Annotated in this window: 27 protein-coding genes and 2 tRNA genes; 12 read left to right on the top strand and 17 right to left on the bottom strand. The window is 40.8% G+C overall.

Going from position 1 to position 24,119, the window contains the following annotated elements:
• Window positions 1–2: 2 nt before the first annotated feature.
• The 10 genes from ACC612_RS02260 to ACC612_RS02215 all read right to left on the bottom strand — a co-directional run bounded on the left by ACC612_RS02260 (window position 3) and on the right by ACC612_RS02215 (window position 7,076).
• Complete coding sequence (locus tag ACC612_RS02260) at window positions 3–1,058, bottom strand: hypothetical protein (protein ID WP_371852842.1); 1,056 nt, start codon at window positions 1,056–1,058, stop codon at window positions 3–5.
• Between the two features lie 15 nt (window positions 1,059–1,073).
• Window positions 1,074–1,778 carry a UMP kinase gene (gene pyrH, locus ACC612_RS02255; protein WP_371852841.1) on the bottom strand — a complete coding sequence of 235 codons (705 nt, stop codon included), beginning with the start codon at window positions 1,776–1,778 and terminating at the stop codon, window positions 1,074–1,076.
• 20 nt (window positions 1,779–1,798) lie between these two features.
• Complete coding sequence (locus tag ACC612_RS02250) at window positions 1,799–2,530, bottom strand: hypothetical protein (RefSeq protein ID WP_371852840.1); 732 nt, start codon at window positions 2,528–2,530, stop codon at window positions 1,799–1,801.
• Window positions 2,531–2,555: 25 nt separating this feature from the next.
• On the bottom strand, window positions 2,556–3,587 hold the full coding sequence (gene asd, locus ACC612_RS02245; protein ID WP_371852839.1) for an aspartate-semialdehyde dehydrogenase: 1,032 nt from the start codon (window positions 3,585–3,587) through the stop codon (window positions 2,556–2,558).
• Between the two features lie 53 nt (window positions 3,588–3,640).
• Entirely contained in the window at window positions 3,641–3,817 is a 177-nt protein-coding gene (locus ACC612_RS02240; protein WP_371852838.1) for a 4Fe-4S binding protein, read from the bottom strand.
• Between the two features lie 174 nt (window positions 3,818–3,991).
• The gene (locus ACC612_RS02235) at window positions 3,992–4,738 is read right to left on the bottom strand and encodes a hypothetical protein (RefSeq protein ID WP_371852837.1); all 747 of its coding nucleotides are present in this window, start codon (window positions 4,736–4,738) and stop codon (window positions 3,992–3,994) included.
• A complete protein-coding gene (locus ACC612_RS02230) occupies window positions 4,722–5,162 on the bottom strand; it encodes a hypothetical protein (RefSeq protein WP_371852836.1) in 441 nt (146 codons plus the stop codon). The genes ACC612_RS02235 and ACC612_RS02230 overlap by 17 nt, the downstream gene beginning before the upstream one ends.
• Window positions 5,159–5,617, bottom strand: coding sequence for a hypothetical protein (locus ACC612_RS02225; RefSeq protein ID WP_371852835.1), 459 nt, complete (start codon window positions 5,615–5,617; stop codon window positions 5,159–5,161). The genes ACC612_RS02230 and ACC612_RS02225 overlap by 4 nt, the downstream gene beginning before the upstream one ends.
• Window positions 5,605–6,117, bottom strand: a complete 513-nt coding sequence (locus tag ACC612_RS02220) for a hypothetical protein (protein ID WP_371852834.1) — start codon at window positions 6,115–6,117, stop codon at window positions 5,605–5,607. Before ACC612_RS02220 ends, ACC612_RS02225 begins: the two co-directional genes overlap by 13 nt.
• Window positions 6,117–7,076, bottom strand: coding sequence for a hypothetical protein (locus ACC612_RS02215; RefSeq protein WP_371852833.1), 960 nt, complete (start codon window positions 7,074–7,076; stop codon window positions 6,117–6,119). The genes ACC612_RS02220 and ACC612_RS02215 overlap by 1 nt, the downstream gene beginning before the upstream one ends.
• Window positions 7,077–7,246: 170 nt before the next feature.
• Here ACC612_RS02215 and ACC612_RS02210 point away from each other — a divergent pair, with 170 nt between their 5' ends.
• From ACC612_RS02210 to ACC612_RS02195, 4 genes are all read left to right on the top strand, one after another.
• Complete coding sequence (locus ACC612_RS02210; RefSeq protein ID WP_371852832.1) at window positions 7,247–7,678, top strand: peptidylprolyl isomerase; 432 nt, start codon at window positions 7,247–7,249, stop codon at window positions 7,676–7,678.
• A 166-nt stretch (window positions 7,679–7,844) separates the two neighbouring features.
• On the top strand, window positions 7,845–8,519 hold the full coding sequence (locus ACC612_RS02205) for a winged helix-turn-helix domain-containing protein/riboflavin kinase (protein ID WP_371852944.1): 675 nt from the start codon (window positions 7,845–7,847) through the stop codon (window positions 8,517–8,519).
• A 1-nt stretch (window position 8,520) separates the two neighbouring features.
• Window positions 8,521–9,282, top strand: coding sequence for a 3,4-dihydroxy-2-butanone-4-phosphate synthase (gene ribB / locus ACC612_RS02200; RefSeq protein ID WP_371852831.1), 762 nt, complete (start codon window positions 8,521–8,523; stop codon window positions 9,280–9,282).
• 18 nt (window positions 9,283–9,300) lie between these two features.
• A tRNA-Pro gene (locus ACC612_RS02195) sits at window positions 9,301–9,375 on the top strand.
• 151 nt (window positions 9,376–9,526) lie between these two features.
• Here the strand turns inward: ACC612_RS02195 and ACC612_RS02190 are convergent.
• A complete protein-coding gene (locus tag ACC612_RS02190) occupies window positions 9,527–9,934 on the bottom strand; it encodes a fasciclin domain-containing protein (protein WP_371852830.1) in 408 nt (135 codons plus the stop codon).
• 102 nt (window positions 9,935–10,036) lie between these two features.
• On the opposite strand from ACC612_RS02190, the gene ACC612_RS02185 reads away from it, so the two are divergent.
• The 3 genes from ACC612_RS02185 to ACC612_RS02175 all read left to right on the top strand — a co-directional run bounded on the left by ACC612_RS02185 (window position 10,037) and on the right by ACC612_RS02175 (window position 12,696).
• Window positions 10,037–10,954 carry an ABC transporter ATP-binding protein gene (locus ACC612_RS02185; RefSeq protein WP_371852829.1) on the top strand — a complete coding sequence of 306 codons (918 nt, stop codon included), beginning with the start codon at window positions 10,037–10,039 and terminating at the stop codon, window positions 10,952–10,954.
• 85 nt (window positions 10,955–11,039) lie between these two features.
• Window positions 11,040–11,750, top strand: coding sequence for an ABC transporter permease (locus ACC612_RS02180; RefSeq protein WP_371852827.1), 711 nt, complete (start codon window positions 11,040–11,042; stop codon window positions 11,748–11,750).
• A gap of 49 nt (window positions 11,751–11,799) precedes the next feature.
• Window positions 11,800–12,696, top strand: a complete 897-nt coding sequence (locus ACC612_RS02175) for a DUF5803 family protein (protein WP_371852826.1) — start codon at window positions 11,800–11,802, stop codon at window positions 12,694–12,696.
• Window positions 12,697–12,717: 21 nt separating this feature from the next.
• On the opposite strand, the gene ACC612_RS02170 is transcribed toward ACC612_RS02175, so the two are convergent.
• From ACC612_RS02170 to ACC612_RS02160, 3 genes are all read right to left on the bottom strand, one after another.
• Window positions 12,718–13,458 (bottom strand): MBL fold metallo-hydrolase, encoded by a 741-nt coding sequence (locus ACC612_RS02170; protein ID WP_371852825.1) that lies wholly within the window; start codon window positions 13,456–13,458, stop codon window positions 12,718–12,720.
• A gap of 5 nt (window positions 13,459–13,463) precedes the next feature.
• Window positions 13,464–14,741: an ATP-binding protein gene (locus tag ACC612_RS02165; RefSeq protein ID WP_371852824.1), complete on the bottom strand. Its 1,278-nt coding sequence runs from the start codon at window positions 14,739–14,741 to the stop codon at window positions 13,464–13,466.
• 112 nt (window positions 14,742–14,853) lie between these two features.
• Window positions 14,854–15,345: a DUF5817 domain-containing protein gene (locus tag ACC612_RS02160; RefSeq protein ID WP_371852823.1), complete on the bottom strand. Its 492-nt coding sequence runs from the start codon at window positions 15,343–15,345 to the stop codon at window positions 14,854–14,856.
• Between the two features lie 54 nt (window positions 15,346–15,399).
• On the opposite strand from ACC612_RS02160, the gene rimI reads away from it, so the two are divergent.
• Complete coding sequence (rimI, locus tag ACC612_RS02155) at window positions 15,400–15,825, top strand: ribosomal protein S18-alanine N-acetyltransferase (protein WP_371852822.1); 426 nt, start codon at window positions 15,400–15,402, stop codon at window positions 15,823–15,825.
• Here rimI and ACC612_RS02150 read toward each other — a convergent pair whose 3' ends face one another.
• Window positions 15,826–16,500, bottom strand: coding sequence for an undecaprenyl diphosphate synthase family protein (locus ACC612_RS02150; RefSeq protein ID WP_371852821.1), 675 nt, complete (start codon window positions 16,498–16,500; stop codon window positions 15,826–15,828).
• Between the two features lie 28 nt (window positions 16,501–16,528).
• The gene (locus tag ACC612_RS02145; protein WP_371852820.1) at window positions 16,529–17,710 is read right to left on the bottom strand and encodes a redox-regulated ATPase YchF; all 1,182 of its coding nucleotides are present in this window, start codon (window positions 17,708–17,710) and stop codon (window positions 16,529–16,531) included.
• 123 nt (window positions 17,711–17,833) lie between these two features.
• Here ACC612_RS02145 and ACC612_RS02140 point away from each other — a divergent pair.
• A tRNA-Arg gene (locus ACC612_RS02140) sits at window positions 17,834–17,905 on the top strand.
• Window positions 17,906–18,032: 127 nt separating this feature from the next.
• Window positions 18,033–18,647, top strand: coding sequence for an NAD(P)H:quinone oxidoreductase type IV (gene wrbA, locus ACC612_RS02135; protein ID WP_371852819.1), 615 nt, complete (start codon window positions 18,033–18,035; stop codon window positions 18,645–18,647).
• Window positions 18,648–18,689: 42 nt separating this feature from the next.
• Here wrbA and ACC612_RS02130 read toward each other — a convergent pair whose 3' ends face one another.
• Window positions 18,690–19,904, bottom strand: coding sequence for a class I tRNA ligase family protein (locus ACC612_RS02130; RefSeq protein WP_371852818.1), 1,215 nt, complete (start codon window positions 19,902–19,904; stop codon window positions 18,690–18,692).
• 311 nt (window positions 19,905–20,215) lie between these two features.
• Between ACC612_RS02130 and ACC612_RS02125 the strand changes: the two genes are divergently transcribed.
• Together ACC612_RS02125 and ACC612_RS02120 are read left to right on the top strand one after the other, a co-directional pair.
• Entirely contained in the window at window positions 20,216–20,488 is a 273-nt protein-coding gene (locus ACC612_RS02125; RefSeq protein ID WP_371852817.1) for a hypothetical protein, read from the top strand.
• Entirely contained in the window at window positions 20,473–23,904 is a 3,432-nt protein-coding gene (locus ACC612_RS02120; protein ID WP_371852816.1) for a PGF-pre-PGF domain-containing protein, read from the top strand. Before ACC612_RS02125 ends, ACC612_RS02120 begins: the two co-directional genes overlap by 16 nt.
• Window positions 23,905–24,119 lie beyond the last annotated feature (215 nt).

Below are 24,119 nucleotides of genomic sequence, written 5' to 3'. Positions count from 1 at the left end.
TATCACCTTTTGATGCGTAATAGGAGAAAAACAGTCAAGAAAACTGCAATGCTGTTAACAATGTTCAGACCAGATAACTCTTTATTTTGTTCCGTCGGGATTGCAGGCAATTCTGTGATCCTCACGGCAGTCTCATAGCGATCAAGGGTCCTGCCTTCATTATTAATTGCAAGTATTTCCACAGTATAGTTCCCTGCAGGAATATCTTCCCAGAGAAAGCCGACAGTGTCCTCTTTGTTTAATGTGATAACATCGGTTTCTTCATAAAAGGAAATATTAGACTCACCGTTCATCAAATTAATACCTACCTTCCCGTAGAAAGGCACCTGAGACATACCCTGTAGTGTGATACTTGCACCATACTCATCCAATTCTACGTCATCAGATATTATTTCTACATCCTGCTCTGCAGTAAAAGTAGAAATGTAAGCTGATGTGATATCTGGTTCATGACTGTGTATTTTTAGCACCGTAACATACTCTCGTTCATTCTCAAGCAAAATAGGCCACTTTATGCTCTTCTCCATGGACTGGATTACAGAAACATCCTCTAAGGTCTCAGAATAAACTAACTCATTCGCCTTGAAGATCTCAAAGGTTAGATCGACTACAGAAGGGCGATAGACGTTAGTAGGACTGATAACAACCACTGAACCCTTATTATCAGAGTTGAAACCTGCAACTTTGAATTCCAGCAATGCTTCATTGCCATGTACAAATGTGATCTGCTGGCTATCAGCAAGCGCTCCGTTTACAAACACCTGTGCACGTAAAACATAGGTGTTCTCTTCGAGCTCATCATCCCACAAATCAATTCTGGTAATATTTCCTGCATGCACATTACCAAACTCAAGTATTTTGGAATTGATCAGCTGATTACTAGACATCAGATCATATCTTAAAGTTACATTACGTAAATCCTCTGAAAATCCAATAGTAACTTCACATAAATCTCCGTTTGCATATAAGCCTATGATGCGAGCCTCCCCTGATGCCGCAGCAGGAAAGACCAGTGTGATAAAAAAGAAAAAAACTGTAAGAAATATTCTGAGTCTCATAACGACCACAGAAGTTTATCCAATTATACGTGTACCTAGATGAACTCCTTTTTGAGATGCAGAGCCTTCCTTTTCCTGCATAATGACATTTGCTACGTTCTTTGGATCGGCACCGTGCATGACAATAGTATTTATGTTACAACGCTCTATGATCTTAGCTGCCAGAGGATCCACAGGTGATTGAGAACCAGCCTTCATCTCAGTAGAGATTACTATTTTTACAAGCTCTTTGGCAGTCATCGTTTCATACTTGACAGCATTAGGATCTTTCTTGGGATCAGCGGAATATACTCCGTCTACAGAGGTTGCAATAACAATCAGATCAGCTTTAAGGTATTCAGCAACTATGGCAGTTACAGCATCAGTGGTCTGTCCTGGAATTACGCCTCCCATAACAACTATCTTGCCTGAGGACAGAGCTTTCCAGGCTTCTTTGTAATCTATAGGGGGCTCTGGATATGCATCATCTCCAAGTGCAGTAATAAGTAGCTGTGCATTCAAACGGGTTATGGATATACCGATATAATCGGATGCGGCTTCATTAGCTCCCAAGCTTCTTGCAGTCCGGATATAATCCCTGGCAGCAACGCCTCCTCCGACGACAACAATTACTTTGTGTTCTTTCGACAGCTCCTTGAGCATATCGGCATAGGCACGGAAACCCTCAGGACTAAGGTCCTTTGCAAGAATAGACCCTCCAACTGATAATGCAATTAACATGATGATCTTGAGGTTTTAAGTCATTCATGCTTCATATATATAACTAATAATCCAAGAATAAACAAAGTCCAAAGACCCGTAAAACCGGGTATGAATGTACTAATAGACAAAGGAGGACGTTTTATACCCATCTGTTCACTATGCAGGCCACCACCATTGAAAAGGCCAGTTACACTTACTATCTCACCGGGCTTGAGATCAGTTGACCCATAGTAATATACGCGGATCCTTTGGTCACTATCCAGACTTGAAAGATCAACAATATACCCCCCCATTGTTGACTTGATCTCAGTTATATTGCCTGCCACCGTAACATATTTCCCGTTGAACTCTGATGCATTGGAAACAATAGCACTTATGTTTACCTCACCCATCTGTACGATAGGATAATGCATTGTATATTTAGGATAAAACATACTAGTACCCATGGGATCATATAGAAACTGGCCCGTGAGCTTGATACTATCTCCTACATTAAAACCTACAAGTAACTGATCATTAGTGTTGTCCACTTTTAGTTCATAATTATCCTGGTTAATGGTAACTAGATGTTTATCAATCTCAGATATATTTCCAATAACGCTGATCTTGCGATAAGCCATAGTACTATCATATGCTGTTGGATTATTGACAATCTCCGATAGTGGCACTAATTCAAGTTCAAAAATGGTGTTTACTTCCGATGCAACAGCAACTGATATTATCCCCATTGCCAGTAAAACTGTCAAGATGAATAATATCAGACGCGGCATCAGTTCTCACTAGATGTTTCTACGTTCAGAGCTTACCTTGCTTATGCAGGAGTTCAGCATTGAGCACACTAGCACCAGCTGCTCCACGAACAGTGTTGTGCCCCATCAGAACATAGCGTATACCTTCTCTGATACGTCCTACGCTGACGCTCATTCCTCTACCCATATTGCGGTCAAGGCGAGGCTGTGGCCTATCAGGCTCATCTCTTACAATAAGCACCTGCTCTGGTTCAGTGGGCAAGTCTCCCAAATGTGGATTGAAGTTGAGGAATTCCTGCCTTACCTGTGCAGGAGTTGGGTTATCCCTCATGGAGATCCATACACACTCTGTGTGGCCATCCATAACAGGCACCCTGTTACACGAGGCACTCATTTTGAAATCAGCATTTATGATCTCTGATCCATTGAACTCACCCAATAATTTGAGAGGTTCAGTCTCCATCTTTTCTTCTTCACCGCCGATATATGGAACCACGTTATCGAGAATAGCCATTGAAGGCACACCATCATAACCTGCACCAGAGATAGCCTGCATTGTGGCTACGGTTACATTCTGGATACCAAATTTCATAAGAGGTTTGAGTGTAGCTACCAGCATAATTGTGGAGCAGTTCGGATTTGTAATGATATACCCATCCCAGCCCCTGTTATCCTGCTGTACTTCAATGAGGCCAAGATGGTCCGCATTGACTTCGGGAACTACCAAAGGCACATCTTTCTCCATACGATGAGAAGAAGCATTGCTTGCCACAGCAAAACCATTTTTGGCAAAGTCTGCTTCCACAGTAGTTGCAAGACCTGCAGGCAATGCAGAGAAAACAACATCTGCATCAACCTTGGAAGGGTCCACAGGTACGATTTCCATATCTGCAACACTATCCGGAAGTTTTACATCCAGCCTCCAGTTAGCTGCATTTTTGTACTTCTTGCCAGCGCTTTTATCGGATGCAGCGAGGGATGTAATTTCAAACCATGGGTGGTCAGCAAGTGCCTGAATGAATCTCTGCCCGACGGCTCCTGTAGCACCCAAGATTCCAGCTCTGATTGGTTCTGCCATGTTATAACCTCAAATAAAGGATACTATACAAAAAATAGAGGAATAATAGAGACTTATTCCATTGATATAGCACTGGTTGGGCACACATCAACACATGCACCGCAGTCCAGACACTCATTTGCATCTACTACTGCAATGTTCTCACCGTTTAGTGTTATTGCCTCTGCAGGGCACTCATCAATACATGTTCCACAGCCTACACATTCACTGACATTGATTACTGCTACCATATTTCTTACTCTCCGTGCTTTTGTGAAAGTCATTACTATTTAAATAGCAACTATCGAATATACGATAAGCCAACTCAGATAAATACCTATCGATATTCGGGTGCTAATCACCGAAAACACATAAAGTAGTATAACACATAAAGTAGTTCTGAAAATACCAAATAATATTCAAGTTCACATTATTGAAACATCTACATCATGCCTACCTATAATAAGCCAAGTTTGAGCCCTACGAGCAGATACACTTGATGAGCTGGAACTAATTATATCAAAACCATTTTCTTCAAGATATCTTGCCCACTGGTTGGCATACACACTATTTATTTGAACTGTAACATCCACTTTCTCTTGAGGAGTAATGAGATCACTGCTGTTGTGTTCCATAGTTATACTTGTTATTCCATTACCGCCCGTTGAACGGTGGCCGTTGATATTCACCACGCCGATGGTTGTCATGTTGGCATTGTTTAGTTTGCTGGTGTAGATCGGGGGCTTTGATACCATTATTGCTCCTGAGGGAGGCTGTTTTGCCCATATTCCTCCATTTTCATACGTCAATACCTTCTCATCTTTGGTGAATTCAATCTCTCCTGTGTTGTAGAAGAGAGAATGATTTGTTCCATTAGCATAAAAATAGTTGATCAATATTGAAGAACTATCGTCTATAGACAGAGTTGAAGAGTGCAGTTTGATCTTCATTGTTTTCACAGGCACCTGCTCAAATGCAACCCTTTTCATGTCACTTTGCAATACAATGAAACTTTGCTGGGCATTTTCAAACACACTGGATTCAATATGTTTCTGCAGTATTGGATATCCTAATATGTAAATCATGCTCATAGACAATATCACGATGGAGAACATCAAAATAAAACCTACTGTTTCGGTAACAGCAGCATCATTTCTATTTTCTTGAGTCATAGCTGATCCTGTGATTTATAGTACTACTTGAAACAGTACCATTGATGGGTATTGTAGTTGCTATTCCGCTTATAGTAACGCTGGTTTCCTCGCCTGATGCAGACTCCAGTTCAAATATTTGGTCTGTCATAGCAAGGTTGGCATTTATAGTATATGCTTCTCCGCCAACTTCAGCAGGTATCATATAATCAGATTCGATTACACCATTTTCCGGAAGTATCAGGTACATGTCTGTTACCAGAGTGCTCATCATGTTACCAATGTCACTGAAATCATTCTGAATCACTGTTTCTTTCGGCCCATTCATCACTATATCGCCGAAACTCACGTATAACAGAATGAAAAAAGTAATGAATAACATTGAAAAGATGATATATTCCATAGTTACAGAAATAGCATCCTCATTTTTGAACAGATGTCTCATGGTCCCACCTCAATAATCTCTGGTTCGGAAGCGTAGTAGGTCATGCCATTGTTATACGTTATGTTAACCCAAACAGTACCCCCAGCTGAAGAATTGCTTCCAATAGATGTGAGGTTCATTTTGCTGAGGGAAAGAGTTACTTCTTCTCCATGAGCTGCATAAAGTATTGACATCTGTTGTTTATACTGATTAAAGAATGAATTGTAATTGTATTCTATACTCTGATTGTTACTCTGGTTAAGAGCAAGTTTTGTAATGCTCTCACAACTTTCCCTTGTTTGAGATGTAATATCCCTTATCTGCTGTTTAGGGAAATCCAAAACAGCGTTCGATGAATGAAAACCTGTGATCATTGCCTGGTTCACCAGCACTGCAAGAGTTACCAGCGAAATGCAGAGTACAAATCCAGAAAGGATGATCAATTGTCCCGAGGTGTTGTCTCTTAAACCTGCCATACTGTGAGCCTCACCTCCACCACTTGAAGTTCATTGGATTCTATATCCCACGCGCCATTGGCCTCAGCAACCTGAGGCTTTGTCAACATGACTGTTCTACGCGCAACCACAGCATCGTCTGTTGGATAACCGTTGAGAATAGCATTCTTTGTAACAAGGTTGCTATTATTAACATAAGAAAAATCCACATTATAGAGAAGTCCTGGCAACAAAAAGGAGAGTTCACTATCCAAATGAGGCATGCTGTTATGTTTCATGGTAGCTTGATTCATATTCCATCCCGCAACACATTCTGTGAGATTGGCACCCATTACATAAGACGGAGCAACATCCAACAAAGTTAGTACATCGTATGCCATTTGTTCAAGCTGTACATCAAGCATCATTTCATGCTGGGGCGTTATCACTGTGGCACTTTGTGTGATGATCACAACAGTCATTGTGATAAGTAAAGCAGCTCCAAGACCTTCTAGTGTCTGTAATTGAGCCCTATTGTCCATCACCACACCTCCACTACCAGCTGAGCAGATTCGTATATCTTCTGAATGTTATCTCCATAACTGGAATATGGTGAACCCTTTTGAGTAAAGGTCACATTATGGAAATTAAGCCTCACCTGATAAGATTTATTAGAAAGGAAAAGGTCTTTATTAAAATCAATGAGCAGACTATCATTGTTCAACAAGGTGCTTGAACTTGAATATGAACTGAAGTTACCATAAAGATGTCTTCTTAGTACAGTGTAGTCGGAAGAAGATAATGTTGAGCCGTTTATACTAGCATTAACAAACATAGCATTAGAACCGGAATTAAAATTTGTTATCTGGATAGTAAGATTCTCTGTTGCCGGACCGGCAAAATTTATATTTGCATGACCTGAATTATTCGAATCCGTAGTAAGAGACCTGCCATCGAAAACAGAGAAATTGCCCGTTTCTAACAGCACTACACGAATTATTTTTGCCATGTTCTGATCAGGGCGCAAAGGTTTGCCTCTTATCATAGTGTAGTTATCTAACACCAACGGCTGGCCATTCATCAGAAAAGAGATATTGTACTCGTAATTCATCTGTGTGCCTTTGACACTATCAAACAACCCTAGCTTGCGCACAACCTCAGTTTCAGATAATTGCTTGAACTGAATTAGTTTTTCCTTTGATAGCATATTTGGGGTATCTGTGAGTCTTGAATTAACATCATCATCTGCAGCAAGACCGATACGTTGAACACTTCCAGTATGTTCTTCCCAACCAGTGCCACTAGATGTGCTATTGGACCACCAGCCGGGATCCTCGGCAAGGATGCAGGAAGTCCGATATGCAGCATAACCAAGCTTTTCCTCTCCTGCAGAGCCGGAGATAAAAATACCTGGAACAAACTGCACTGTAAAACCTATAGCAATGAGCACCAATGAAACTCCAAGCAGGAAGTCCATGGCAATCTGACCTCTATCATCCATCAAGTATATTATACAAGTCTTTTTATAAAAATATTGTGACTTAAATAGTATTGAACGCTGAGACGGAATATAAACAATTCAAATAATATAGTGATAAGAGGATCGAATAAGTAATCATAGAAATCCTTAAATCAATCACATCCTTTAAGCACTTGAAATAAGGTGGGATAATGAAGAAAGCTATCATTGAGACCGAAAAAGGAAACATTGTTCTAGAATTGTTCGAAAAGGATGCGCCTAAAACTGTAGAAAACTTTGAAAAACTCATTAAACAGGGATTCTACGATGGACTGACATTCCACAGAGTCATTCCTAACTTCGTCATCCAGGGAGGATGTCCAAAGGGAAACGGAACGGGAGGACCAGGATACACCATCAAGTGTGAGACAAAAGGCAACCCACGCAAACATGGAAAAGGAGCACTTTCCATGGCACATGCCGGCAAGGATACTGGTGGAAGCCAGTTCTTCATCACCCATTCACCTCAGCCCCATCTTGATGGAGTACATACGGTTTTTGGCCAGGTAATTGAGGGCATGGATGTTGTCAATAAAATTAAGGCAAAAGACGTGATGAAAAAAGTCACTATCGTTGAAGAATGAGGTTATACCTCATTCCTGTTCTTCTTTTTTGCATGTATAACCAATTGATTGGGAATTACTCCCGGTTTTTCACTAACTTATAACAAAAAAAGCTTCCATCAAAACCTTTATCTATTTGCCTTCTCAAATATGAGATTCGTCTCTAATATGAGATGTGACTATTATGATGTATGCTGCAGAACCTTTAAAGAAATTAGCGCTACTTGGTGCTATTGAAAACCTTATAAAGATATCTTCTGCTGAGTTTGCGCAATATACTACAACCAGTTCCAAAACAGCAGCAAGGCTACTCAAACAACTTGAGGATGACAAATACATAGAACGCCAATTAGTTCCGGGCGGACAGAAAATAATGCTCACTCCCGAAGGCGTGAATCTACTGAGCAAAGAATACGCTGAATACCAACTCATATTCTGCAAAGATGATGCAGATATTAAACTGCATGGTAAGGTCATAGCAGGCCTTGGTGAAGGACAGTACTACATCGCACAAAATGGATACATGTCACAGTTCTCTGAAAAACTTGGATTTCAACCTTTTCCAGGAACTCTGAATGTAAAACTGAATGAAACAAGTATTGCAATACGCCAGCAAATGGATTGTGTAAAGCCAATATGTATACAGGGTTTCAATGACGGAAAACGTACTTTCGGTTCCGGGAAGTGCTATTTAATAAAAATAAACGGAATAAAGAGTGTAGTTATTATTCCGGAAAGAACACATTACCCAACCAATCTGTTGGAGATCATAGCTCCTGTAAACCTGCGGGAAACGCTTCATTTAAAAGATGGAGATGAAGTGAACATATTAGTGGAAAAAACAGGCAAATGCGAGGGATAAAATGATAGGTGAACAAAGATACACCAATAACATAGTAAAGGCCATAGATGCCATAAGGCAGGGTAAGATGTTTCTACTTTTTGATGCAGAAGGCAGAGAGGCCGAAACAGACCTTACAATCCTTGCTCAGGCTGTGACACCTGAAGATGTAAAAATCATGCGCAAGGATGGCGGGGGGCTTATATGTGTGGCACTGGATCCTGTAGCCTGTGAAAAGATGGATTTGCCTTTTATGGCGGATGTGGTTCGTTCCGCACATGAGTGCAGCGGTACCCTTGGAACCACCGTAGAAAGGGGAGGAGACCTAAGATATGATTCACGTTCTTCTTTCTCTATCTGGGTAAATCATAGAAATACTCGTACAGGCATACCGGACAATGACCGGGCCCTTACCATAAAAAAGCTTGGAGATGTTGTGGAAAAAACTCTTGCCGGAGAAAAAGTGAACTTTGGTTCTGAGTTCCGTACTCCTGGCCACGTAGCAACTCTTAGGGCAGCAAAAGGATTGATAAACGAGAGGCTTGGCCAGACTGAACTCTCCATTGCACTCGCAAAGATAGCCAATGTTACTCCAGCTATGGTGGTATGCGAGATGCTGGATGATAATACAGGCAGAGCATTGTCAAAAGAAGATGCCAAAGCCTATGCCGACAAACACGGAATGATATTTGTGGAAGGCTCAGAGGTTATAGAAGCATACAATATTTGGGCTTCGGCCATATCAACCCCATCGGAAAAAGAGATATACTACAATGTACATTAGGGTATGCTTGTCCCTAATGGGGCCGTAGGGTAGCCTGGACCATCCTACTAGACTGGGGGTCTAGTGACTGGAGTTCAAATCTCCACGGCCCCATATATTATAATTTAATTTTTTAGATATATTTGTTTGATTGATTATTTTGTCTGACACATATAAGACAAAATATAGACTTTTTAGAAGCAGCCTGTGACTTGAAGCGACGGCATGACACAAAAAAGAATTAAAGTCATCACGTCAATAGTCTTCAAGGAATCAAAATATCACTTATTGCATGGATGACACCATTGCTGCATTCGATATCTGGCTCTATTATGCTGGCAGTATCTATCAAAATACCACCATTGTGTTTTATTTTCAAGTCTTTACCGCTTATGGTCTTCAAATAATCAATTTTCTGGAGATCCCGGAGCATGTATTTGCCTTCAACTATATGATAATTTATGATTCCCATTAAGTATGGAGTATCAGCAAAGGCCTCTTCTATGACCTCTTCAGGGATAACATCAAAAGCTGATTCCACCGGCGCAAAAATAGTGAAAGGACCAGTATTGCTATATTTATCAGTTAATCCCAATATCTTTGCAGCTTTGAGAAGAGTCTGGAAAGATCTTTTTGCTTCTGCTGTCACAATTAGGTTCTGTAGCTGTGCCATTGTTAGCCCTGTAAGTAAGGAGGAAAGCTTCTGACATAAAGTTTTCGTAATTCAGTATCTCATCGAAAAGCATAAGAAGCTATCTCCCACCTTAATAATAAGGTGGTGAATATAAATTCTATAATCAAAGCAGAGGGGCTTGTGAAAAGATACGGTGCACTCACAGCTGTTGATGGCGTAACTTTTCAAGTGGAAGAAGGAGAGATGTTCGGTTTCCTTGGCCCAAACGGTGCAGGAAAAACAACCACCATGAAAATGATCCAGTGCGTTTCACCCAAGACATCAGGTAAGCTTGAAGTCTTTGAGATGGACGTCTCTGATCACCAACGTGAAATTAAAAAGTTAATGGGCGTGGTACCACAGGAGAATAACCTTGATCCGGATTTCACTGTGTATGAAAACCTTCGGAATTATTCAAGATATTTTGATATTCCGAGAGATGATGCAGAAAGGCGTATCGAAGAACTACTGGATTTTGTTCAGCTTCTCGAAAAAAAGAACGTTATGACTGAATCACTCTCAGGTGGGATGAAACGTCGATTGGTACTTGCCAGATCATTGTTGAACAATCCTAGACTGATAATACTCGATGAACCTACAGTTGGCCTTGATCCCCAGGCCAGGCACCTAATATGGGATAAACTGCGGTCTCTCAAAAAAAGAGGAGTCACTATTGTGCTCACGACCCATTACCTGGATGAAGCCGAGAAATTATGTGACAGGCTTGTGGTTATGGACTATGGAAAAATACTTGTGGAAGGAGAGCCCGGACAGATCATAAAAGACAATATTGGAACCGGAGTAGTGGAAGTAGATAATTATCCTGAGATTGTGGAATGCTTGCAAAAGAACGAAGCGAGCTATGAAGTGATGGGAGACATCATAGTGATATATACTAATGACCCAATGCATATTACGGACCAGCTCAGCCTGGAATGTGCCCTAGATAAAATCACCACACGAAAAGCTACCCTTGAAGATGTATTTCTTAAAATCACTGGGAGAAAGCTAAGGGAGTGAAAATTTGTCCTATTTGCAATATTTCCAAATCCCTGAACTTGACAGAAGACTCCTAAAGGTCTGGTTGAGAAATAAAGATGTTTTCATGAAGAACTTTAAACTTAATTTTCTGCCACCTTTCCTGGAACCTATATTGTACTTGCTGGCAATGGGATTTGGACTTGGTACCTTTGTGGACGAAATTGGCGGCGTTTCCTATGCACAATTTATAGCTCCTGCATTGATAGCAGTGTCTGTAATGTACGCTTCTTTCTTCGAATGTACCTATGGTTCGTATGTAAGAATGTATTACCAAAAAACATTTGATGCGATTATAGCCACTCCGCTGGTCATAGAGGATGTGATTGCAGGTGAACTGTTATGGGGAGCCACACGCAGCACCATAAATGCTTTAGTGATGGTACCTGTGATTGCAGCCTTTGGACTGATAGATCTTAAGTATTCGCTTTTAATAATTCCCTTTGCATTCCTGGGGGGGTTGCTCTTCGCCTGCATAGGTATGTGTTTTACGGCAATCACGCCAAACATCATGGCACTTAACTATCCCGCTCTGTTATTCATTACCCCTATGTTCCTGTTCAGCGGAACATTCTTCCCATTGGATGTGCTGCCAGAACCCATACAGTACTTTGCTCTGGCATTTCTGCCTCTCACTCATATAGTACGGGTGATAAGGACACTTGCTTACGGATATTTAGAGTTTGGCCTGCTTTTAGACCTAGCTTGGATCTTAATGGTATCTGTGCTATTTTTTGTACTATCCATGAATCTCATGAAGAAAAAACTTATAGTCTAGGATACTTGAAAGCGATATATTAAATTAATAATATGATATTTGATATACGATGAATAGACAAATCTTGCTGGTTGCCTGCTTCCTGGCAGTAATTTCCCTCTCAGGGTGCACAGATGTAGCAAAAACCCCTATAGCGCCTAATTCTTCGGTGTATGAATATGATGTATTTCTTAATGGAAGTGAGCTTAACGGCGGTTTTGCAAGGACCAGTACTTTTTATCTGTCTACAAATTCAAGTGTAAAAGTTGTGAACATAATCGATAATGAATCACTAATAGATATCATGCCTTTAGAAGATCTCACAAAAACAGATGCTGAGACATTATCAAACATAGTGGTCATAGGTGACTATGCCAATAATACCAGTTCCTCTATCGATCTTTTCGAGAATTATTCAACACAACAAAATGTATCAGCCCTTAACTACACGATCTCTGAAAAAGTAACGAAGGGACAAAAGCATATTTATCTTAATTTCACTGAGCCCATCAGAGGTTATGTAGCATATACAATGACCTCATCCACGGGTCAGGAATTCCTCCACATCGCACAGACACCATCGGTAGTCCGTGTAGTCCTCCCTGAGAGTTACACCACAGGTAATTTGCTGATCGGCAGAGCAAGACCTAAACCAGATCAAATATACTATGATAATTACGGAAGGATGAATCTGGTATGGAATAATACGAATGCAGACAAAAGCTCTTTAGTAACTATGCTTGAAACCACATTCAACAGAGAGATTCAGACACCTTCCAACACATTAAAGCTCATAGGAGTAAAGTTCTATAAAGAATCAGCACCCAGAAGTCTTCTGATTGTAGGAGTGATATTGGGTTCCCTTGCTTTAATAGTGATAATGGATTCTCTAAACAAGAGGAGAAAATTAAGAAAACTGAGAGAACAAATAGAAGCTCGAGCGAGTGGAAAAAAGCCGCGGATATAATTCAATTTATGACGTATTTGCCTAGAGGTCGATCTTCATTCCATCGAATCCCAATGGCAATTCTTTGGATGCAATCTCGTGTGGTGCAAAATAGTGGCTAAGATGAGTGAAAACAACTCTTTTTGCACCAATTGACTTCGCGAGGTCCAATGCCTCTTCAGAATTCATGTGCTTTTTAACTTCCACAGTTGGAGGCACTATTGCATCGGCGATCAGCAGATCGGGATCCCTGATCAGTTCAAGGCTCCTGGAACAAATATCGCGCTGTGTATCCCCTGTAATAACTACTTTTTTATTACCTTCTTTAATCATTACTCCAACTGGCTTCTTAGCCGGAGGATGCATGACCTCGAATAGTGTGAATTCCAGACCTATCAGAAAAAAAGGACTATACATATTCACTTCATGACGCTGAGGATGCATGAAATGCAGATATTCCAGTATATAATCCAAAGTATCTTTTATTCCATACACATCCACATTGTACTGTACCCTGTGGAACTCAGCAAAACCTGCGAAATGATCATAATGGGTGTGGGTCCAGATTACTCCATCAATATGGCGGATACCAATACCAAGTAACTGGGTGCGCAAATCCGGCCCTGTATCCACAAGTACCTTTCCTTTCTCTGATTCGATAAGGATCGAAAACCTTGTCCTCATGCTGCGTCCGCCGCTGTGGGCATCCATACAGGTTGGGCATGTGCATCCTATAACAGGGGTACCAGGAGCATCACCTGTGCCCAGAAGAGTGATCTTCATATGTGTTAGACCTGATCAGAATATTCGTCGGTTTTCATAACTGCCCTTTCGTTGAAAGAGTCAACCGCATTGAGCATATCCTGTTGGGTGAGTTCAGTTCTTTCTTCGATGAGAGCGGTCAGTACACTTTCCCTGATGACCATCCGCAAATCAGAACCACTGTACCCTTCAGTGAGAGATGCTATCTCAGAATTATCGAATTTTCCAGGTATAGATTTGGTGATTATGTCAAGTATGTGTTTTCTCATTTCCTCATCTGGTAGCGGGAAATTCATAATCTCATCAAATCTTCTCCAGGCTGCAGAATCAAGCATCTTTGGATGGTTCGTAGCTGCCATTAGCAACACTCCATCCCTTGTAAGACTTACATCATCGATAGCCTTGAGCAGAGTATTTACTGCTCTCTTAAGAGCTGCATGCTCGTCTGATGTACGTGTCTTGGCAACAAAATCAAATTCATCAATAAACAGAATGCAGGGGTTCAGCCTTTTTGCAAGGGCGAACACTCGGTCTATGTTCTTTGCAGTTTCCCCCAAGTATTGATCAGTGATCATGGAGAGCTTTACCTCTACAAAGGGTATTGCAAGACGTTCGGACATTGCCCTTGCAACACTTGTCTTGCCAGTTCCCGGCGGACCAACCATAAGTATCTTTCCGATATCATACAGGCCTATTTTGTTAAGATAATCCCTGTACTGAATAGCCTTTACGATCTTCTCTACCTCGCCTTCCTGTTCTTTGGTGAGCACAAGATCTTTCAAAGGCTGGACAATGTCTTCAGGGGCCTTGATCTGGACAAGTTTAAGCATATCCTCGCCCCCTTCCTCAGCAGCAATAGCGTTTACTAAGGATTCGATCCACTCTCTGTCGACTTCCTTAGGCCTGATCTTACTGCGGGCATCAGCATAATTTACACCTTCCAGCTTCTTCTTTTCATAGTAATATGCCAGACATGGATTATGCGCTATCTTTTCAAGGGCCCCTTCCCTTTTCTCAAACCATTCTGCAGCAACTTCAAAAGCCGTGAGACGGACACGAAAATCGCGGTCATTTGCATCTATGAATGGCAGTGATCTTATCTCACCCTTAAGTTCCTTTATCTCAAAGAGTTTTTCAATATCCGAATTAGAAACGGACAGAGGTCTGGAAACTGTTCTTTTTTCCCGGCTCCAGTAATTCTTTCGCACATTTTTTGGAAGATCGTTTATTTCTAGTTCCGGGTATTTGTTATATATATGAGTGGTAAGCAAAAGCTCAACTATATCAAGGGTTATGTCTGCCATGTTTTAACCAATCAAAAGTGTTCTGTATTTTCAGAAGTCCATCGCTTGGACATCTTAGATAAGTGTTCTTTTTAAATAAGCTTTTGTATAATTAAGACTGATTACAAGAAAATCAGACTTTCTTAATTCTCCCTTTTGCAGGAGAATAGACATTTCCGGCTTCCAACAACCTGGCAATAGTCTTCTTAATCACATCCTTATCAATATCTAATGATGCACATTTATTTTCCAATTCGTCAATACTCATTTCACCCTGAGAACTAATGTTCTCAAGTATGATAGAAGCAGGATCTTTACTACGGATTTTTCTGCTAGCTTCGAGTTTAGTTAAACAAATTTCGCCTACAGAACTAATGTTCTCAGGCTTATTACACTGGAAACTCTGTGCATGGACCGCATGAATATGCCGATCTGCTTGTATCTTTGCTTGTATCAAAGTGCGAGCCCTGACAATTTCCTCACGGTCCTCAGAAGTACTTAGCAATTGGAGCTTTCTTACCTGCAACCTGGCACCACACATCTGGCATTGCACAGTCCTGGAAACACCCACTTCTATAATCTGTGCGTGCAGCCTGCATTTGGTACATACTATTACCCCGTACATCGTAAACACTTCGAATGCCAGCTATAAATACTGTACTGTTCATAATGACCGAGGATGCACCTTATACGCAAGGCACAAGAAGAAGACATACCAGGAATAGTTACCATAGAAGAACTGTCATTTCCTATACCCTGGCCAGACTTTCTTTTCAGGGCTAATCTGAGTAATCCTGGTTTTATTGTATATGAAGAACAAAAGGAAATACAGGGATACGCGATACTGGGGGTATTCATAGATAATGCACACCTGCTCAGCATTGCAGTACATCCTGCATATCGAAGACATAGAGTGGGATCATTATTGTTGGAAAAATGTATGCACCTTGCCATCTATTATGGGTATGAGAACATGACACTTGAAGTTAGAGAAAATAACCTGGAAGGACAGGAATTCTACCAGGCACATGGATTCGAGAAAAAAGAAATAATAATGGGTTATTATCTTGATGACAATGCTGTTAGGATGCAGCGCAAAATGTGATCATTTTCCATATCTTCTCTGCCTTTTGCGGAAATCCCGAAGAATTCTTAGCAGATCGATCTTTCTAAAGCCACTCCAATTAACATCTGTAAAGAAAAGTTCTGAATATGCAGATTGCCAGATCATGAAATCCGACAGATGTTTACCCCCAGCTCTTATAACCATATCAGGCTCATGCTTTAACAGAAGGTGGGATTCTATGGTTTTTTCCTCAATTCTTTCAGGGCTAATCTTTTTGTTCTTCACATCTTCAAGTATGTTCCTTACAGCTTTTGTGATCTCGCCGCGCCCACCAAAACCGATAGCTACATAAACCATAAGCAACGAGCCATTTCTGGCCTTGACAGTCTCCCCTGTGGCATCATACATCTCGAACCCAATTTCTTTTGGCAGCTGGTCCATCATCAAACTAAGAGGATCTATCAGGCTGGCCATCGTTGCCAAGCGAAGATACTCTTCAGTATCCAGCACATCTACATAAATACTTATAACTCTGATGTGCAGTTCCAAACACCAGAGAATGTATGTTCTTACTTTATCCATTCCATTTCCATAAAGCAGGTCACTCTCTGATATTACCAAGGTGAGATTCCCAGGAATGGAATCCGGGCTGCGAGATAGCTCTCTTAAGAGATACTTTTCGTACACTGAACTGAATATGCCTATATATTTCATGTATCCAGCTTTTGTTTATTTTATATTGTTACTTTGCCGTGGAGACAATCTTTACTACTGAACCGTCTACAAGCTCATGTTTTTCTCCCAATCTCATCTTTGTCTTTGCATCCACTGCATATAGGAAACCATCTCCAATATCAGAATGGACCTTGTATGCAAGCTGATGAGCATTGGAACCTCTTTTCATAAGAAATGCATCTGGGAGCATTTTTCCATGTTTATCGGTCCATTTACCTTCATCTTCTACAGGATAGACAACAATTAAATCAAGCAATTCGAATACTGCTTTATTAATGCATTCCTGAATACCGGTATTGTGCATTTTGTGCAGGAAGCTGCGAATACTCTCAAGAGCCTTCTGCTGGGCAGGACTTAGATTCTGAGCAACTATAGAAAAATCACTGTCCCCTAGATCATACTTGATTGCTCCAGATTTGGAAGCTGACCGTAAAGCTAGCTCGGCAGCTGCACTTGTAGGTACAACAATTCCACCGATTGCCTTTAAATTATCTAAGTTTTGAACTGGTGCAATATCAGCTTTGTTGGCTGCAATTATCATAGGCTTGCTGATAATTCGTATCTTATCGCACAAATTGATTATTTCTTCATCACTCCATTTGGTGATGTTATGATCAAGCTTTGTCATCATAAGGGCTTCAATTACCTGAGATTCTTCAACACCTGCACCGGCTAACTGCTCTGCCAGCACTCTTTCAATCTTCAGGCCCTCTCCTTGGATCTTACGGGATATTTTCTGCCAATTACGTTTGAGTATACCCACCATCCACATGGTGATCTCATGATTGAGGAAGTTAATATCTTCCAGTGGGTTGTGGGATCCTACCTCAATAGGATTTCCCTCTATATCAGTAGACCCTGCCGCATCTATTACGTGGATGATGGCCTGAGCCTGTCTGAGGTCATCAAGAAATGTGTTTCCAAGACCTTTGCCCATATGTGCATCGGGTACAAGACCCGCAACATCTATGAGCTCGATGGGGACATAGCGCACCCCATCCATACAGTTACCACATCTGTGGTCTCTTTCTGTGCATGGGCATTTAGTCCTTACATAGGTGACCCCTTTGTTAGGATGAATAGTAGTAAACGGGTAGTTTGCTATTTCTACATCTGCGAGAGTGGAAGCTTTAAAGAATGTGGATTTTCCTGAATTGGGTTTTCCTGCAAGTCCTATGGTCATCGACATAATCCACTAAATTCGCTTGTCAGGATTTAACTTTTTTTGATTGAAATAGATTATTACTGTTGAATCAGACATTATCCACCAACAAACTTTTATCTCAATAATGCGTTAGACATGAAACCAGGTGTCCCGATAGGGTAGTGGATATCCTTGAGGCCTGCGGAGCCTTAGACCCGAGTTCAAATCTCGGTCGGGACGTAAATACTTCACTTCGCCATGTTTGATAGAAATTCAAAATGGTGGAGTGACTCTTTTTGTTTTTTCTGTTTCCAGATATACTAGGTATAACATACATGAATAATGTTGATCCAATTAGGGAGATATAATGAAGATCAATATCATATTCTATAGTCTTTATGGACATGTCTACAGAATGGCAGAAGCTGCAGCTGCAGGTGCAAGAGAGGTAGAGGGAGCAGAAGTAGAACTTTATCAGATACAGGAAACTTTTACCCCCGAGATACTGGAAAAAATGGGAGCCACTGACGCAAAAAAGTCATTTGCCCATATACCTGTGGCAACAGTTGATAAACTCGCAGAAGCTGATGGTATCATTTTTGGCGTCCCTACGCGTTTTGGAATGATACCTGCCCAAATGCAGGCTTTCATAGACAGGACAGGAGGTTTATGGTCAAAGGGTGCCCTTGTGGATAAAGTCGGTAGCATATTCACATCCTCAGCAACCCAACACGGTGGCCAGGAATCAACGATACTGGGATTCTCTACGGTGCTTTTTCACCATGGCATGATTATTGTAGGTGTTCCATATACTTACCCTGGGATAAGCGTACAGAATGAGATAAGCGGAGGTGGACCTTACGGCTCTTCAAGCATAGCCGGTAATGGAATCGGAAAACTTCCCACTGATAATGAACTCGCTACAGTACGTTTCCAGGGAAGACGCGTGGCCGAAATTACAAAAAAGATGATATGTAAATAATTGCCATATAATTCTGGAAATTCACTCATCAAAGAAATGAGATCAAAATATCCTCAATACATTATTGATCTGCTCAATAGCAGAGATTAAATCTTCAATGTGTTCTTTTCCAATCTTTCCTTGGTCATGCAAATCAGCAAATTCCAAGATGGTAACTTCAAGATTGTCAAATGCAGAACTTACATCAAGATCATTGTCCATGTGCCTGCTGAACGTGGGAACTATTTCCTTTATTAATTCTGAGGCGTGATGATTTTCTAAACCCTTTTCCAAGGAGGAATGTTTTAGTTTTTTAATTATTCCAAGGAGACTTTGCAAACGTTGAGTCCTTTGGTCCATCGCTTTGTGTGTAAAGTTCAAACGCTTACGGTAATGACCGTATATAAGGAAAAAGCGAATCTCTTTTCCAGAATAACCATTAGCAAGTAAATTATCGGGATATATGACGTTGCCTCTGCTCTTAGACATTTTCTTTCCTTCAACTAGCAGATGAGCACCGTGGAGCCAGAAACAAGAAAGTGTTTTTCCTGTTGCAGACTCCATTACTGCGATATTATAATCGTGATGCCTTACCAGATTGTCTTCACCTCCGCACCAGATATCTACTGTGGGACCCAGGGTATCACATAACATAGCTGGGTCCTGGATGTTCCATGAGGGCCTGCCCCTTCCTAAGGATGAATCCCAGGAAAAACCCTCTTCATTCCGATGTCCATGCCAAAGAACAAAATCACCTATGTTCCAGTTACTACCTGGATATGTGTCCTTGTGGAAGCGCCTTATCTTTGCAGGCCAGTCAGATTTATTAAGATGCCCTAGCTTTCCAAAATCTTTGAAAGAACGAATATCGAAGTATACATTTCCTTTGTACCAGTAAGCATGACCGTTATGAAGTAGCTTTTCTATAATTTTCACAGCCACGGCTACGGAAGTGGAAGACCTGGGATTGTAGTTGGGCTTTTTGATTTCAAGAAGATCAATGTCAGCAAAAAATTTTGCAGCACAACTGTTAGTAAGACTGAAAATATCAGTCAAATTCTTCTTTGCCTCACTTATGGTCTTGTCTTCGACATCAGTGAAATTGAGAGTTCTTTCTACATGATATCCGGAATATTCCAAATAGCGTACAAGAATGTCCTCAAAAAGAAATGTGCGATAATTACCAAGGTGTGCGGGCTGATAGATAGAAGGACCACATGTGAACATCTTTACTTTTCTCTTTTCTTTTGGTTCAAATACCTCAAGATCTAGTGTCATACTATTATATAATCTAAGCAAAGATGATCACCTGCATATTCTTTATTTTGGCATGAACTTATAAAGAATTATGCAGGACATGAACAGGAAAATGCGATAAATACATTACATGTTAAGCTGAAACAAAAAACGAGAAGATATAGTATAATATACATATATAACCGAATATGTCATTCTTTTTAGTTTACTCACTCTATTATTATAATGATACTCATATCATTTACTATGCATATCTTTATATAGCATCCTGAGAGATGAACATCTCTCCTTTTAAGAGAGGAGCATTAAAAACTAACTAAGTGGTATTTATCATGCAAAAACAGACCTCTACTTCTGTTGTACTTCCGGTCGCTCCAGTCGCATTGATGTTTTCAGAAAGCGATCTTATGTACCATCTCCCCATGGGTGAAAATGATTCACCAACCTCTAGCGTGATTTTTGGTGGTAGTGTATTACTGTCCGCAAACACAAGGGACTCATACTATACAAAATTGGCCAAGATCGTTAGCAAGATAACCGGAACTAGAGATGAAATTGCTGGTGAAACCGCTGAGACTGAGGTACGTAAATGCAACTCAAGTTAAGTGGACCAATTTGTTTTGGGCTTGCGTTATTTTGTATGATAATAATCGCAGGAATAGGATCAGCGGAAGAACTTAATGTTAACTTTGCTGGCCAATTTGATGAAAATACTTATGATGCTGCCGTTATTACAAACGCTTTGTTAACAGATGGACAGGACATTACCAGTCACTTTGGAGGAAGTATCTCCAGTGTTGTGGTAGTTGGAAATTACGCATATCTGGCACAAGGACAGGATATGCTAGTGATCGATATTGCTGATCCTTCTATTCCTTCAAGTGTTGGAAGCGTCACAACGCCAGCATTGATCAACAATATTGCAGTAGCAGGAAATTATGCATACATAGCCGATGGTGAGAATGGACTTGTAATAGTAGATATTACAAATAAGGCAACACCAACTATAAGAGGAACTTACGCTACAGATTCTGCTTATGGCGTTGCAGTAGCAGAAAATTATGCATATGTAGCTGATGGTGACAGTGGGCTTATAATTGTAGATATATCAAACCCAGATGCTCCAAACCTTAAAGGAACACGTAATACTGATGGACACTCGGCCAGCGTTACATTGTCAGGCAATCATGCATATGTAGCTGACGGGGTTGATGGCCTTGTGGTTATAGATATCACAAACCCAGCAAATCCAACAATTGCAGGAACTTGTGACACCAATGGAAACGCAGTAGATGTTGCGATATCAGGAAACTATACATACGTAGCTGATGAGTCCAATGGACTTGTAGTCATAGATACTATAAATCCAGCAAATCCAACAATTGCAGGAAATGTTAACACTGGAGACACTGCTCTTGGTGTTGCAGTATCAGGAAACTATGCATATGTAGCTAACAATAATGGTGGTCTTGTAGTAGTGAACGTTGCAAATAAAGATTCACCAACTATTGCAGCAGTATATACTGGCACTGCCGGATATGCATACGATGTTGCAATTGAGGGAAATTATGCATACACAGCATTTACCAGAAGCGGCCTTACAGTAGTTGATATCACGAACCCAAAATCACCAACCACAGAAGGAATCTATGATGTTGCAGGTTTTGCATCCGGTGTGGCCATAGTAGATAATTATGCATACGTAGCATATGGATATATGGGGCTTACAGTTGTGGATATTACTAATCCGGCATCTCCCACTCTTGCAGGAAGCTACATTACTACCGGGTATGCACATGACATTGCAGTAGCAGGTAATTATGCATACATAGCTGATGGAAACAGCGGCTTGGTAATTGCAGATGTGAAAAATCCTTCATCCCCTTCACTTAAAGGTAGTTATAATCCCAATACAGGAGGTCATGCATGGGGTATTGCCGTATCAGATAGCTACGCATATTTAGCTGATGGAAGTAGCGGTCTTTTGATTGTCGATGTTACAAATCCAGCATCACCAAGCCTTGAAGGAGGCTATAACACTGCAGGAAATGCTGAAAATGTGGTGATATCTGGCAATTATGCATACGTGGCAGATGGAGATAATGGTCTTGTCATTTTAGATATCACTAAGCCATCTGCACCAGTACATGAAGGAAGTTATGATACCTCAGGTCATGCATATGGAGTTAATGTAATAGGCAATTATGCATATGTTGCCGACGGCAGTGAAGGACTTGTAATACTGGACATAACAAACCCAGCCACACCAGCGTTGGTAGGCAGTTATGACACAAACTTTGCACAGAATATTGCAGTATCAGGAAATTACGCATATATAGCAGATGATAGCAATGGACTCGTAATACTGGAGATCACAAACCCGGCTGCTCCAACACTTGCAGGTAGCTACGATACTCCTGGTTATGGATACAGCGTTGCCGTAGCAGGTAATTACGCATACGTAGCTGATTTCAATAATGGGCTGGTCATTCTTAGTGTTGACAATGGATCAGACGTAAATCCACCGGCCTCTGTAACAAATCTGAATGAAATAACTGCAGGTCCAAGCTGGATAAGGTGGACATGGGTAAACCCCAGTGACGCTGACTTCAGCCATGTAATGGTGTATATTGATGGTGCATTTGTTGAGAATGCAGTTACAGGAGTTTACGAATTAACCGGCCTTACTGAAGGAACAACGCATACTATAAGCACAAAGACCGTAGACACATCAGGTAACACCAATCCCACATGGGTAAATGACTCAGCGGTAGCAACGACTATAATTCCTTCAGATACCACACCACCGGGATCTGTAGCAAACCTCGGAGAGACAGACTCAGATTCAGACTGGATCAATTGGAGCTGGACAAATCCTGAGGATGATGATTTCAGTTATGTGATGGTTTACATTGATGGTGAATTTGTTACAAATACAACTGACAGTTCTGTTAATTTCTACAATGCTACCGAACTCTCAAAAGGTACTACATACACTATAGGTTTGCAGACAGTAGACACTTCGGGTAACATCAATTCTGTCCAGGTAAATGATTCAGCTACCGCAATAAAACTTCCAAAGGTATCAAACCTCGCTGGAACAAACATCACAAAGAATTCTATCACGCTCCTGTGGGAAAATTCCGAGGACACCTCACAAGTGAAAATAAGCCGTAATGACATGGTCCTTGGGAATGTAAGCGATATAACATCCTATATAGACGGCAACCTTAGCAGCGGCAAGAGTTATACTTACACTTTAGTTCCATATAACGATGAGGGAGTGGAAGGAAAAGCAGTAACTGCTATATTGAGAACCAAGTCAGGGAGCAGCGGTGGCGGAGGAGGTGGCAGCAGCAGCTCAAAGAGCAGTAGTGGTGGAAGTGGAGCTGCAGCCTCTGTAGAAGACTTTTCAAACCTTGCACTGAAAGATGTTGCGAATGCTTACCTAAGAATTGATACGAATGTCACATATGAATTCACAAAGGAAGGAAACCCCATACAATCAATCAGTTTCTATTCCCTTAAGAACTCTGGCCAGATAACATCCACCGTAGAAGTACTTAACAACAGATCTAAACTGGCTAACAGTACTCCTGAAGGATCGATATACAAATATGTGAATATATGGCTAGGTAAGGCTGGCTTTGCAACAGCATCTAACATAAAAGATGCAAAGATACAGTTCAAGGTAAACAGTTCCTGGATACGAGATATGGGCTTAAATCCCGAGGACGTAAAGTTACAGAGATACAATGGAACTGCATGGGAAGTATTGCCAACTACTTTGGAAAGCAATACTACTGGCTATGTGTTATATGAATCTCAGACTCCAGGATTCTCGCCGTTCGCCATCACTGCTGAAAAAGAACTTGCTTCTTCTCCAAGTAGTGAAACTGAAGCCCAGAATGGCAGTTCTAATGATACATCTGTAGCAAAGGGAACAAAAGCTCCAGGCTTTGAGGCATTATTTGCAATTGCAGGTATGATTGCGGTTGCATACCTCATCAGAAAAAGATAAGTTGCAAAAAAAGAGAAGGTGCAGCACCTTCTTATATTTCTTTTTTTACTCTATTTTCTTCAAATGGTGAAGTATCAGCAAAATCTAACATATGGATACTCTCATAATTGCTGTAGTAGGATACGAAATCTGTACGAAATAATAATAATAATAATAATAATAATAATAATACACAGAGAATTTGTGTTGGATATCGCACATATAAATTTAATCTG

Source organism: Methanomethylovorans sp. (assembly GCF_041447285.1).
Classification (GTDB): domain Archaea; phylum Halobacteriota; class Methanosarcinia; order Methanosarcinales; family Methanosarcinaceae; genus Methanomethylovorans.
Note: the sequence above shows the minus strand (reverse complement) of the source record. Positions and strands in the feature narration are given on the sequence as shown.